The sequence below is a fragment of the Bacillus infantis genome, assembly GCF_050107595.1.
Taxonomy (GTDB): domain Bacteria; phylum Bacillota; class Bacilli; order Bacillales; family Cytobacillaceae; genus Bacillus_AB; species Bacillus_AB infantis_C.
Genome location: NZ_JBNILH010000013.1, coordinates 95,948 through 108,407 on the forward strand (window position 1 = coordinate 95,948; position 12,460 = coordinate 108,407).

The 12,460-nt window shown below is 45.2% G+C and carries 14 protein-coding genes, 2 tRNA genes and 1 rRNA gene; 4 read left to right on the top strand and 13 right to left on the bottom strand.

Features of this window, described 5'->3' with window-relative positions:
• Positions 1 to 1,221, top strand: a complete 1,221-nt coding sequence (locus tag ACQCVH_RS22455; protein ID WP_426837825.1) for a tyrosine-type recombinase/integrase — start codon at positions 1 to 3, stop codon at positions 1,219 to 1,221.
• A gap of 80 nt (positions 1,222 to 1,301) precedes the next feature.
• Here the strand turns inward: ACQCVH_RS22455 and groL are convergent, their stop codons facing one another.
• On the bottom strand, positions 1,302 to 2,933 hold the full coding sequence (gene groL / locus ACQCVH_RS22460; protein ID WP_426837826.1) for a chaperonin GroEL: 1,632 nt from the start codon (positions 2,931 to 2,933) through the stop codon (positions 1,302 to 1,304).
• A gap of 57 nt (positions 2,934 to 2,990) precedes the next feature.
• Entirely contained in the window at positions 2,991 to 3,275 is a 285-nt protein-coding gene (groES, locus tag ACQCVH_RS22465; RefSeq protein ID WP_129614105.1) for a co-chaperone GroES, read from the bottom strand.
• A 364-nt stretch (positions 3,276 to 3,639) separates the two neighbouring features.
• Here groES and ACQCVH_RS22470 point away from each other — a divergent pair, with 364 nt between their 5' ends.
• Entirely contained in the window at positions 3,640 to 4,371 is a 732-nt protein-coding gene (locus ACQCVH_RS22470) for a CPBP family intramembrane glutamic endopeptidase (protein WP_426837827.1), read from the top strand.
• Positions 4,372 to 4,584 carry a YdiK family protein gene (locus ACQCVH_RS22475; protein ID WP_009795809.1) on the top strand — a complete coding sequence of 71 codons (213 nt, stop codon included), beginning with the start codon at positions 4,372 to 4,374 and terminating at the stop codon, positions 4,582 to 4,584.
• A 21-nt stretch (positions 4,585 to 4,605) separates the two neighbouring features.
• On the opposite strand, the gene tatC is transcribed toward ACQCVH_RS22475, so the two are convergent.
• The 4 genes from tatC to moaC all read right to left on the bottom strand — a co-directional run bounded on the left by tatC (position 4,606) and on the right by moaC (position 6,858).
• On the bottom strand, positions 4,606 to 5,361 hold the full coding sequence (gene tatC, locus ACQCVH_RS22480) for a twin-arginine translocase subunit TatC (protein WP_426837828.1): 756 nt from the start codon (positions 5,359 to 5,361) through the stop codon (positions 4,606 to 4,608).
• 18 nt (positions 5,362 to 5,379) lie between these two features.
• Positions 5,380 to 5,559 carry a twin-arginine translocase TatA/TatE family subunit gene (locus ACQCVH_RS22485; protein WP_009795807.1) on the bottom strand — a complete coding sequence of 60 codons (180 nt, stop codon included), beginning with the start codon at positions 5,557 to 5,559 and terminating at the stop codon, positions 5,380 to 5,382.
• Between the two features lie 102 nt (positions 5,560 to 5,661).
• Positions 5,662 to 6,330, bottom strand: a complete 669-nt coding sequence (locus tag ACQCVH_RS22490) for a redox-sensing transcriptional repressor Rex (RefSeq protein ID WP_426837829.1) — start codon at positions 6,328 to 6,330, stop codon at positions 5,662 to 5,664.
• Positions 6,331 to 6,372: 42 nt separating this feature from the next.
• Entirely contained in the window at positions 6,373 to 6,858 is a 486-nt protein-coding gene (gene moaC / locus ACQCVH_RS22495; protein ID WP_426837830.1) for a cyclic pyranopterin monophosphate synthase MoaC, read from the bottom strand.
• Positions 6,859 to 6,999: 141 nt separating this feature from the next.
• Between moaC and ACQCVH_RS22500 the strand changes: the two genes are divergently transcribed.
• Positions 7,000 to 8,919 carry an ABC-F family ATP-binding cassette domain-containing protein gene (locus ACQCVH_RS22500; RefSeq protein ID WP_426837831.1) on the top strand — a complete coding sequence of 640 codons (1,920 nt, stop codon included), beginning with the start codon at positions 7,000 to 7,002 and terminating at the stop codon, positions 8,917 to 8,919.
• Between the two features lie 299 nt (positions 8,920 to 9,218).
• Here the strand turns inward: ACQCVH_RS22500 and tsaD are convergent, their stop codons facing one another.
• The 7 genes from tsaD to rrf all read right to left on the bottom strand — a co-directional run bounded on the left by tsaD (position 9,219) and on the right by rrf (position 12,450).
• Positions 9,219 to 10,238: a tRNA (adenosine(37)-N6)-threonylcarbamoyltransferase complex transferase subunit TsaD gene (tsaD, locus tag ACQCVH_RS22505; protein WP_426837832.1), complete on the bottom strand. Its 1,020-nt coding sequence runs from the start codon at positions 10,236 to 10,238 to the stop codon at positions 9,219 to 9,221.
• Positions 10,231 to 10,680, bottom strand: a complete 450-nt coding sequence (rimI, locus tag ACQCVH_RS22510) for a ribosomal protein S18-alanine N-acetyltransferase (RefSeq protein WP_426837833.1) — start codon at positions 10,678 to 10,680, stop codon at positions 10,231 to 10,233. Before rimI ends, tsaD begins: the two co-directional genes overlap by 8 nt.
• 4 nt (positions 10,681 to 10,684) lie before the next feature.
• On the bottom strand, positions 10,685 to 11,395 hold the full coding sequence (tsaB, locus tag ACQCVH_RS22515; protein WP_426837834.1) for a tRNA (adenosine(37)-N6)-threonylcarbamoyltransferase complex dimerization subunit type 1 TsaB: 711 nt from the start codon (positions 11,393 to 11,395) through the stop codon (positions 10,685 to 10,687).
• Positions 11,392 to 11,847, bottom strand: a complete 456-nt coding sequence (gene tsaE, locus ACQCVH_RS22520) for a tRNA (adenosine(37)-N6)-threonylcarbamoyltransferase complex ATPase subunit type 1 TsaE (protein ID WP_426837835.1) — start codon at positions 11,845 to 11,847, stop codon at positions 11,392 to 11,394. The genes tsaB and tsaE overlap by 4 nt, the downstream gene beginning before the upstream one ends.
• Before the next feature lie 259 nt (positions 11,848 to 12,106).
• Positions 12,107 to 12,182, bottom strand: a tRNA-Asp gene (locus tag ACQCVH_RS22525).
• Positions 12,183 to 12,236: 54 nt separating this feature from the next.
• Positions 12,237 to 12,310 (bottom strand) — tRNA-Met (locus ACQCVH_RS22530).
• A gap of 23 nt (positions 12,311 to 12,333) precedes the next feature.
• Positions 12,334 to 12,450 (bottom strand): 5S ribosomal RNA (gene rrf, locus ACQCVH_RS22535).
• Between the last annotated feature and the right edge of the window lie 10 nt (positions 12,451 to 12,460).

A 12,460-nucleotide genomic window follows, 5' to 3' on the forward strand; every position in this document is an offset into this window, starting at 1 on the left:
TTGGCATATTTCAGTAAGATTCCTTCCAATAACAAGCAAGGGTATAAATGGAGATGTGTCGCTGATGGTCCTCCGGATCCTGTCACAGGCAAAAGGCAGCAGATATCCAGACGGGCAGATACGAAAAAAGAAGCTGAAAAAAAAGTGATAGAAGCCATACGTAAATTGGAGGATGATGGAATTGATGAGAAGAGAGTAAAAAAACTGCATTTTGAAGATGTAGCTTGGGAGTGGCTCGACATATATGCAAAAGGCAAAGTCAAATCCAGCACAGTTCGCGTCCGCCAGAAAGAAATAAAGATATTATTAAGGTACATTGCAAAGGTGAATATTGATAAAGTTACCACTAGAATGCACCAAAAGATTTTAAACGATCTGGATGACCAAAATTACGCAAAGACAACCATTGAAGGTGTTCACGTTACTGCGAATATGATTTTTAAATATGCCATTAAAGAAAAGATGAGGAAAGATAGCCCATGCACTGGAGCTGTAATTCCCGTCAAAAAGCTGACGGTTGAAGACATTGAGAATAAGACCATTGAGGAAGAATACCTGGAACGCGATGAATTGTTCGAATTTCTGGAGGCGGTTAAAAAGAATGGACTGGAGTGCGACCTAGAACGCTTTTATTTACTCGCCTTTTCCGGGATGAGGTCGGGAGAACTTTGTGCTTTAAAATGGTCTGATATAGATTGGGAGACAAATGAAATTCGTATCACAAAGACACTATACAACCCCGAAAACAACATGAAGAAATATGAACTGACTCCACCAAAGACACCCGGATCAATACGGACTTTTGATATTGATGATGACATTATTGCCTTGCTCAGAGAGCATAAGAAAAAGCAAAACAAAATCAAACTGGCCAATAGAACTAAGTATCCTGACTATCACGATGCTAATTTTATTTTTTGCAGAGAAAATGGATATCCTTATATTCAAAAAAACCTAATTGTTCGAATGCAAAGGATCTTAAAAAAGACTTCAATCGAAAAACATGCTACTCCCCACATTTTCCGACACACACACATTAGTATGATGGCTGAGGCAGGAATCGACCTTCCGACTATTATGAAACGAGTAGGCCATGATGATATGAAAACGACTATGAGGGTTTATACACATGTTACTAATAAAATGAAAAAGAATGCTGCCGAAAGGATTAAAAATCACTTCAGCAACATTCTCCAAATCACAAAATCGCAGGAATTGTGAGCGATATGTGACTTTTATTGGATTGAAGGCTATCTAAACCGCCCTCAACCCTTGGTATATCAACGTTTACGGGTGGCTGATTACATCATGCCGCCCATTCCGCCCATTCCGCCCATATCAGGCATTGCAGGGCCGGCATTTTCTTCCGGCTTGTCAGCAACTACAGCTTCTGTAGTCAGGAACATAGCCGCAACAGATCCAGCGTTTTGAAGGGCTGAACGAGTTACTTTAGTTGGATCGACGATACCAGCTTCGATCATGTTTACCCATTCGCCAGTAGCTGCGTTGAAGCCAGTGCCTACGTCTTCGCGCTTCAGGCGGTCAACGATGACAGAGCCTTCAAGGCCAGCATTGTGGGCGATTGTGCGTACAGGCTCTTCCATTGCGCGAAGCACGATGTTGACACCAGTCGCTTCGTCGCCTTCAGCTTGAAGGGAGGCCACTTTATTGTATACGTTCAGAAGGGCAACGCCGCCTCCGGAAACGATTCCTTCTTCTACTGCAGCACGAGTAGAGTTCAGGGCGTCTTCGATGCGAAGCTTGCGCTCTTTCAGTTCAGTTTCAGTTGCAGCTCCAACCTTGACAACTGCTACACCGCCAGCCAATTTAGCAAGGCGCTCCTGCAGCTTTTCACGGTCGAACTCAGAAGTTGTTTCTTCCAGCTGGGCGCGGATTTGGTTCACGCGGCCTGCGATTTGAGCGCTGTCTCCAGAGCCTTCAACGATTGTTGTGTTTTCTTTGGAAACAACCACTTTAGAAGCGCGTCCTAAAGAATCGATTGTCGCAGATTTAAGATCGCGTCCAAGCTCTTCAGTGATCACTTCACCGCCAGTAAGGATAGCGATGTCTTCAAGCATAGCTTTGCGGCGGTCGCCGAAGCCAGGAGCTTTAACAGCAACAGCATTGAATGTGCCGCGAAGTTTGTTCACTACTAGGGTAGCAAGCGCTTCGCCTTCCACATCTTCAGCTACAAGCAATAATGGCTTGCCTTGCTGTACAACCTGCTCAAGAACGGGAAGGATTTCCTGGATGCTTGTGATCTTTTTGTCAGTGATCAGGATATATGGATTTTCAAGGACAGCTTCCATTTTGTCAGAATCAGTTACCATATAAGGAGATGCATATCCGCGGTCGAACTGCATACCTTCTACAACATCCAATTCAGTTGTGAAGCCTTTTGATTCTTCGATTGTGATAACGCCGTCGTTGCCAACGCGCTCCATTGCTTCTGCGATCAGCTGTCCGACTTCATTGTCAGCAGCAGAAATTGCAGCAACCTGTGCAATGGACTCTTTACCTTCGATTGGCTTGGAAATGGACTTAAGCTCTTCTACAGCAGCTGTAACAGCTTTTTCAATTCCTTTGCGGATGCCCATTGGGTTAGCACCTGCTGTTACGTTCTTAAGACCTTCACGGATCATAGCCTGTGCAAGGACAGTTGCAGTTGTTGTACCGTCACCGGCAACATCGTTAGTCTTGCTTGCTACTTCAGCTACAAGCTTAGCACCCATGTTTTCGAATGCATCTTCAAGCTCGATTTCTTTTGCGATGGTAACACCGTCATTTGTGATAAGAGGTGAACCGAATTTCTTCTCAAGAACCACGTTGCGTCCTTTAGGTCCAAGAGTAACTTTTACCGCATTTGCAAGGGAATCCACTCCACGCAGCATGGCGCGGCGGGCTTCTTCACTGAACTTAATCTCTTTAGCCATTGTAAAAAAACCTCCTCAAGTATTATGGTGTGTATAATTTCCGGCGTACGGGGGCTATTAGCCTACAATTGCCAGGATATCGTTTTCGCGTAAAATTAAGTATTCTTTGCCTTCGTATTTTACTTCTGTACCGGCATATTTTGAGAAGATAATCGTGTCGCCAGCAGCAACTTCCAGTGCAACACGCTCGCCATTCTCAAGAACGCGCCCTGTACCTGCAGCTACAACTCTGCCTTCCTGAGGCTTCTCTTTAGCTGTGTCTGGCAGTACGATGCCGCTTGCAGTCTTTTCTTCCGTTTCAACAAGCTCGATAATAATACGATCACCTAGTGGCTTTAACAAGTGAAACAACCTCCTCAAATCTTTTATGTAGTTATTTATTAGCACTCTCATCCAATGAGTGCTAACACAATTATTATATTAATGAATCTTCACTTTATTTGCAAGTGGGACGCATAAAAAAATTTGTTAAAAATGTGCTGCTTCTATGTATAAGGCTGTGTGATACTGAGCTTCACACGGATGAGGCAAAATGAACATGGAGTACTGACAAAGCCATGAAAAATTGGCCAACCCTTTTAGTATATGGAGGAGGATAAGATTTTATTCTATCTATTTCATTACGGCGCCCTCTTATTTGTGATAAATGCTCATTATTAGTAGAATGGTATGTATGGCATGTTTTTAGATAAAGGAGAATAAACTTTTGAAGAATGAATATTGGATAATCCTGATTGTTTATATAGGCATGCAGTTATCGAGCTACCTTGGAGTTCCGCTTTTTGCAGTGATCGGAACTATATCCGGCGGCAGCCCGGCGGAAGTGCAGGCACTGTCTGTAGCCTACTGGCTTGTTTTCAGCTTTACAGTTGCCCTGATACTTGTGCTCTTCCTGCTGCGGAAGGAATTTAAATCAAAGGAGACGCTTGACCGCAGTGCTTCGTCCCCGCTTGCTTCTATCGCCTGGGCAATTGCCGGTGTCTTCCTGGCTTTGTTTGCACAGTCGCTTGCAGCTAATATTGAGAATCTGATCGGCATTGAAATGGGCTCTGAAAACACCCAGCAGATCATCAGGATCATTGAGACCCTGCCGCTCGTCGTGATTGTCAGCAGCATCATCGGCCCGATTCTTGAAGAAATCGTCTTCCGGAAGGTCATCTTCGGCGCCCTTCATAAAAGGATGAACTTTTTCCTGGCGGCCCTGATCAGCTCAGTGATTTTTGCATTTGCGCATCTTGAGCCTGAGCATGTGCTTCTGTATTCTGCAATGGGCTTCACATTCGCGTTCCTGTATGTGCGGACCAAGCGGATCCTAGTCCCAATTTTTGCGCATGTGTCGATGAATACATTGGTAGTCATCATTCAAATGAATCAGGATAAACTACAAAAGTGGATAGAAGAAATGGAACAAATTCAAAGTTTTATTGGGGGATTTTAAATGAGGCAGTCACCGCTGTTTTCCGGATTCATCTATATATTTCTGGGCGTGCTGTTTACTTACTTCGCGATTCAGAATATAAATGAAACCGGTGAATGGGGATTTTTCACGTATCTGCTCGTGCTTCTGGCAACTTTTGATTTCGGTTCAGGCCTTCGGATGATTGCCTTTCACTATAAGATCAAACAAATTAAAAATAACCAAAAAAAATGAGCCTCATCTCAGGCTCATTTTTTATTTGGTTTCCATTTCCTTTGCCCGCAGCTCTTCGGCCTCCAGCACTTTCTTATACGAAAACCTGGAGATGAAAATGCTCAGTTCATATAAAAGCAACAGCGGCACTGTTACCATCATATGCGACAGCAGCTCAGGCGGCGTGATAAAGGCCGCGATGACAAGCAGCACAAAATACGCATATTTACGGATGCTTGACAGGAACATCGGTGTGACAATGCCAAGCCTGGTCAGGAACATGATGACAACCGGCAGCTGAAAAAGGATCCCGAACGGAATCGTAAGCTGGAACAGGAACTGAAAATATTCATTGATCCCGATCACCTGATTGATATCAAGCCTGTCCGCAATCCGGGTCATGAAGTCCACAACAAACGGAAAAAGAATAAAGTATGAAAATGCCACCCCGCCAATGAACAATATCACAGAGACGGGAATATAGCTCAGTGTGACCTTCCGTTCCTTTTCATACAGCCCCGGACTGATGAATGCCCAGAATTGGTAAAGGATGACCGGAGATGTCATGACAAAAGCTATGATAAAAGCAAATTGCATATAAATTTTGACTGGATCCGTCAGGCGGAATGCGTTCATCGTCAGCTCTTTCGCTTCATCGGCGCCCTGCAGATACACAATCAGAGGCTCAGCGAGGAAAAAGCTTAAAATCATCGCGCAGAACAAGAAAACGACTGTCATGACAAGCCGTTTTCTTAATTCGCCTATATGTTCGTAAATTGTCATATCCTTATGACTCATACATATTACATCCTTATGTTACTTAACTTCTTTTTTCTTCTCTTCATCTTCGTCATTCATAAGCCCTTTGGTAGCGGATTTGAATTCACGGAGGGTATTGCCGGCAGCTTTTCCAAGCTCAGGCAGCTTCTTCGGTCCAAAAATCAGCAAAGCGACAAAAACAATAAGCAAGAGGCTTCCCATTCCTAAATTCATCATTGCGCCTCACCTCCCTTTATCTATCATATTGATGATACCACTAACGCTTGTATAATTCTATCCGAAATGCTAACTTTGCTATAATTGTCACATTCCGGAACCTTACTCTTCTGCTTCCGCTTCCTGAAGGACTTCCATAGGATAATGCTTCAGGAAATAGACCAGCGACTGCAGCTCCACAGCCAGGTCGATATGATGTACCCGTATGGCAGAAGGAACAGTGAGCCTTGCCGGTGTAAAGTTGAGGATGCCCTTGATGCTTCCTGTTACAAGCCTGTCCGTTATGGCTTGTGCAACCGGCGCCGGCACAGTCAGAATAGCGACTTTAATGCCGTGCTCTTCAGATATTCTTTCCAAATCATCCATATGGAAAACAGGCACCCCGCCAATATCTGTGCCTACTTTTCCGGCATCAACATCAAATGCTGCTTCTATCTTTGTATTATTATTCTTCAGGAAGTTATAGTTCAAAAAAGCGGTCCCAAGGTTGCCTACACCGATGAGGGCAACCTTTGTTACTTCATCCTGGTCCAGTGTCTTGCGGAAAAAAGACAGCAGATAATTAACATTATAGCCATAGCCCTTTTTCCCAAGCGCACCAAAGTAAGAAAAATCCCTTCTGATTGTAGCAGAATCCACCTTCACAGCTTCACTGAGCTCCGCCGAGGATACTCTCTGTTTACCTGAAGAGTGGAGATTCTTTAAAAATCGATAATACAGCGGCAGTCTCTTGGCTGTTGCCTGCGGTATTTTAATGGCTTCATTTGACATAGCTTTTCCCCCCACCCTGCTGATTTCTATTGTATTTGTCTGCTATTCTTTTTTGAAGTCCCCATTTTTTCCGCCTGTCTTTTCAACAAGATAGGTCTGGCCGATAATCATTCCCTTATCGAGAGCCTTGCACATATCATAGACTGTAAGCGCACAGGCACTCGCTGCTGTCAGCGCTTCCATTTCGACTCCGGTAGACCCTTTTGTCCTCACCTGGGCAGAAATATTAAGCCGGTAATCTTCTTCTTCTGTTTTTTCCCATTCAAAAGAAATATCGATGCCGGTCAGCGGAATGGGATGGCACATAGGAATGATTTCCCACGTCTTTTTGGCGGCCATAATGCCAGCTACCTGGGCCACTGCCAAAACATCGCCTTTTTTCATGCTGTTGCCGGTTATTTTTTCGTATATTTCACTGTTAACCGTTATACTTGAGTGAGCAGATGCAGTCCGGACAGTCTCGGGCTTGCTGCTGACATCCACCATGCGGGCTCTGCCCTCTTCATTAAAATGTGTGAGTTCTGACATTCATAAACACCTCTCTAAAGAATCATACACTATTTTAAATAGGTATGTAAGCTATATTGTATGATGTTTCACAAATTTCATCTTATTGCTGTGAGAGAATGAATGCGATACACTAACCTTTAGAATACAGAGGTGAGAACAATGATTTTACTTCAAGTAAATCAGCTGTCAAAGTACTTTGGAGCTGACTTGATTTTATCCAGTATAAAGCTTGAGGTGCAAACGCGTGACCGGATTGCCCTGGTAGGCAGGAACGGCGCTGGCAAATCAACGCTTTTGAAAATAATAGCAGGGCATATGTCCCATGACTCAGGCGAAATCATCAAACCGAAAGGCGTTACAATCGGTTACCTTGCACAGAATACAGGGCTTGAATCAGCTCTTTCCATATGGGACGAAATGCTCTCGGTCTTCAAGGACCTGAGGGAGATGGAAACGGAGCTCCGCCGGCTGGAAGAAAGAATGGCAGATCCCGGCGCATTCAATGAGCCCGGTTCCTACGAGAAGATTCTTAAGGAATATGATCTGCTGCAGGTACAGTTCAAGGAACAGGGAGGCTATCAGTATGAGGCCGATATCCGCTCCATCCTGCACGGACTGAATTTCCAATCCTTTAGTTATGATACAAGAATATCTGTCCTGAGCGGAGGGCAAAAAACAAGGCTGGCTTTGGCCAAATTGCTGCTGACCAAGCCTGATATCCTGATCCTGGACGAGCCCACCAACCACCTGGATATCGAAACCCTATCCTGGCTGGAGCAATATCTGCAGGGCTATGAGGGAGCCATTCTTATCGTTTCCCATGACCGGTACTTCCTTGATAAGGTCGTCACACAGGTATACGAAATAACCCGCCAGCAGATTTCTAAGTTCCCGGGCAATTACAGCTATTATTTGGAGAAAAAGGCCGAGAACTATGAAAGGGATATGCGCCAGTATGAGAAGCAGCAGGAGGAAGTGGCCAAGCTGCAGGACTTTATCCAGCGCAACCTGGCACGCGCCTCAACAACCAAGCGGGCACAGAGCCGCCGGAAGAAGCTTGAAAGAATGGAGCTGATGGACAGGCCGCTCGGCGATGAGAAATCAGCCACTTTCAGCTTTGATATTTTAAAGCAGACTGGCAACGATGTGTTGAAGGTCCACTCCCTGGGGGTAGGCTATGATGGAAAAAAGGTTTCAGCGGATATTTCTTTCCGCATGTCCCGCGGTGACAGCGTCGCACTCGTGGGCCCCAATGGTGTAGGCAAGTCGACCCTGCTGAAGACCATTATTAAAAAACTGCCGGCGATTGGCGGCGGGATTGATTACGGGTCAAATGTAGAGATTGGCTATTATGACCAGGAGCAGGCTGAGCTGAAATCCAATAAGCGTGTCCTGAATGAATTATGGGATGACTATCCGCTTCATAATGAAAAAGAAATCCGCACAGTCCTGGGCAATTTCCTTTTCTCTGGCGATGATGTCTTAAAGCCAGTATCCGCTCTGAGCGGAGGAGAAAAAGCGCGTCTCGCCCTTTCGAAGCTGATGATGCAGAAAGCCAACTTCCTGATCCTTGATGAGCCGACAAACCATCTGGATCTCGACAGCAAGGAAATACTTGAGAACGCCCTGATAGATTTTCCGGGCACGATTTTATTCGTATCCCATGACCGCTATTTTATTAACCGGATTGCATCAAAAGTGCTGGAGCTGGAAAACAGCGGAGCAACGGAATTCCTCGGGGATTACGACTATTATGTGGATAAAAAGCAGGAACAGGCTGAGCTTCTGGCGTTGGAGACAACAAAAGAAGAGAAGGCTGCACCTGTAAAAACAGATAAGCAGTCATATATGCAGGATAAAGAAACAAAGAAGCTTGAAAGGCAGAAGATGCGAAGGCTTGAAGAAATTGAAGCACAGATTGAACAGCTGGAATCATCTATTGAAAATTATGAACAGCAGCTTTGCGAGCCGGAAATCTATCAGGACCACGAAAAAGTTTTAGCCATCACTAAGGATAACAGCCAGGCTAAAGAAGAACTCGAACTGCTAATGGAAGAATGGGCTGAGCTTGCTGAATAGGCTTTCATTTTAATCAACAGAACCAGGCGTCCACAGCCTGGTTCTTTATTTAGGTTATTCACATTTTTATGCACAGACAGAGTGTATATTTAACTGTACTCCACAGGGTTTTCCACATTATCCACATTTAAAGATGTTTTTATCCACATTACCCACAGTTTCAACAGGTTTCCTAATAGTTATCCACATCTTTATCTGTTAACAATAGATTCAGAAATTTAAATCTGTTGATAACATTACTGGAGGCATAAAAAAGCCGGTTCACCACCTTTGCTAGGCTATGAACCGGCTAGATAATATTAGTTATGAAGAGAGAGGTCCAATCCTGGATTGGCGTTAAGTGCAAGGTCTGACCGGATCCCTTTTTCGAATAAAATGGTGCCGGCAGCAGCGATCATGGCTGCATTATCGGTGCAAAGTGAAAGCGGAGGAATCACCAGCTCGGCTTCCAGAAGGCTGAATTCTTGCTCCAGTGCAGCACGCAGCCCTTTATTGGCAGCCACTCCACCGGCAAGCAGCACTTGTTTTACTTCGTATTGTTTGGCCGCTTTTACCGTTTTGGTTACGAGCACATCTATGACACTTTCCTGAAAGCTTGCAGCCAGGTCTTCAGGCGCAATTTTGATGCCTTTTTGCTCCGCATTGTGTACGGTATTGATGACAGATGATTTAAGTCCGCTGAAGCTGAAGTCATAAGACCCTTCCTCCAGCCAGGCCCTCGGAAATTGGATGGCCGGGCTTCCCTCATGGGCGAGGCGGTCAATATGAGGGCCGCCGGGATAAGGCATCCCAAGAATGCGGGCAACTTTATCATAAGCTTCACCCGCCGCATCATCCCGCGTTTCCCCAATTACCTCAAAATGGCCGTGCTCTTTCATATATACCAACTCAGTATGCCCTCCTGATACGACAAGCGATAAAAGCGGGAACTTCATCTCTGTGATCAGGCGGTTAGCATAAATATGGCCGGCAATATGATGAACGCCGATCAGCGGCTTATTATGGGCAAAAGCAAGGGCTTTGGCGGCATTAACTCCGATGAGCAGCGCCCCCACAAGACCTGGTCCTTCCGTTACAGCAACTGCGTCTATTTCCTTCATGGAAATCCCGGCCTGCTGCAGGGCTTCTTCCAGTACAAGCGTCACCTGCTCTACATGATGGCGGGAAGCAATTTCGGGAACGACGCCTCCAAACCGCTTATGGCTTTCAATCTGCGATGCCACTACATTTGACACAATTTCCGTCCCATTTTTAATGACTGCAACAGCTGTTTCATCACAGCTTGTCTCAATTCCTAGAATTAATGTATCTTTATTCATCTAAATTCACCCACATTACAATCGCATCTTCCTGATTGTCTGTATAATAGTTTTTCCTTATGCCGCCGTCTTGGAATCCCAGCTTTCGATACAATGACTGTGCAGCAATATTCGTAACTCTTGCTTCAAGTGTCATGGTGACAGCCCCCAGCTCTTTGGCTGCTTCCACCATTTTCTTCATCAGGGCCTCTCCAAGCTTCCTTCCCCTGTACTCAGGGAGGACAGCTATATTGGTAACATGCGCCTCATCTACAACTATCCAGGCTCCGCAATAACCTATAACAGCATCATCAGCCTCAAGTACAAGATATACCGCAAATTGGTTTTTAGTCAGTTCATTGATAAAAGCATCCCTGCTCCACGGGAGCGTAAATGACTTATGCTCAATGACCATCACCTGGTCGATATCTTCCTCTGTCATAAAACGAAATGAATAACCCATGATCTTATTGCCCGGCTTCCGGCTTATTCTTGCTTTCCAGCCATTTTGCTTCTGCCTCTGCCAAACGGATATAGTTTGGAACAAATGTATGGACATCGGCGCTTTCTTTACCTTTTCCTAACAGTGCCAATTCAGAAGGCCGCGGATTATAATCAGTCATGCCTGCAAATCTTGCCTGGTCCCCAAGCGTATTTGCTAACACTTCTTTATGGAGAGGAACATCATTTCCTGTAAACAGGACAGGCTCATCGTATTGCTTCAGCCTTTCCGCCCAATCAGCAGATAATAACAGCTGATCTTCAATAATGTTCACAAGCCTGCCCGCTTCATACCGGTAAAGTCCTGTATACACCTGCCCCCTCCTGGCATCTGTCAAGGGAGATACAAGCCCGTCAAAGTAACGTCCCGCAGAAGCGGCGGACACTGCAAGGCTTGAGACACCACTTAGGGGAACCTGCAGGGACCAGGCCAATGTCTTGGCTATCGTAACACCGATCCGGACACCTGTGTAAGACCCAGGCCCTTGTGCAACAACGACTTTTTCTATCTCTGCAGCAGTCAAATCACAATCCCTTAACAAGGTTTCAATCGCAGGCATGATCCGGACAGAATGATTTTTTTTCAAATTCGTTATATACTCGCCTATAACCTTCTCATCATCGATTATGGCTATTCCCAGCACATAATTGGATGTGTCAATCGCTAATACCTTCATCCCAATATCTCCTTACATAAATCCTCATATCTAACGCCATATGGTTTAAGGATCAGCATTCTGCTTCCTGCCTCACCGTGCCGGATATCAATCTGAAGCCTTTCTTCCGGAAGCTGATCTTCAATGAGATGGGCCCACTCGACAACGGTAACACCCTTGCCCTCAAAATACTCATCAAACCCAAGATCCTCAAAGGAATCCTCTACACGGTACACATCCATATGATAAAGCGGCATACGGCCCATATATTCTTTGATGATAGTAAAAGTGGGGCTGCTTACATTCCGCTGGATGCCCAGTCCCTGGGCAAGGCCTTTTGTAAAGGTCGTCTTCCCTGCACCCAGATCTCCCTCCAGGGTCAATACATCACCCGGCATAAGACGCTCTGCAAGCCTTTTTGAAAAATCCATTGTTGTATCCGGGCTGCCGGAAACAAACTCAAACTGCTTCATATTATAGTCACCTTTATCAGTAAAGTAATTGTTTATGAAAAAATGGAAAAATTATTCGGTGGACCTTATATATATTATATCTTATATAAGTGTACATGATTTTAAGGCATTGGGCAAAAAGACCGGATGCAGCCTTTTTCTTGGCCCTTAAGTACGTTTTCAGCAATAAAATAAGACCCGGCAGGTTGCCGGGTCTTCATATTTAAGCATAAAAAAAACGAAACTCCGTTCCGTCTGGTAAACTTCAAAATTATTAAAATGGCGGTCCCGACGGGAATCGAACCCGCGATCTCCTGCGTGACAGGCAGGCATGTTAACCGCTACACCACGGGACCGTAATAGCAGTTATTATAGCCTTAATCTGCTGTCATCCTTATGTAAATGGATTATTGCGGGGGCAGGATTTGAACCTGCGACCTTCGGGTTATGAGCCCGACGAGCTACCAGACTGCTCCACCCCGCGACGATAAAAGTATTATTAAAACAGCCCGGCAGCGTCCTACTCTCACAGGGGGAGAGCCCCCAACTACCATCGGCGCTGAGAAGCTTAACTTCCGTGTTCGGTATGGGAACGGGTGTGACCTTCTCGCTATCGCCACCAGACTATTTAGAT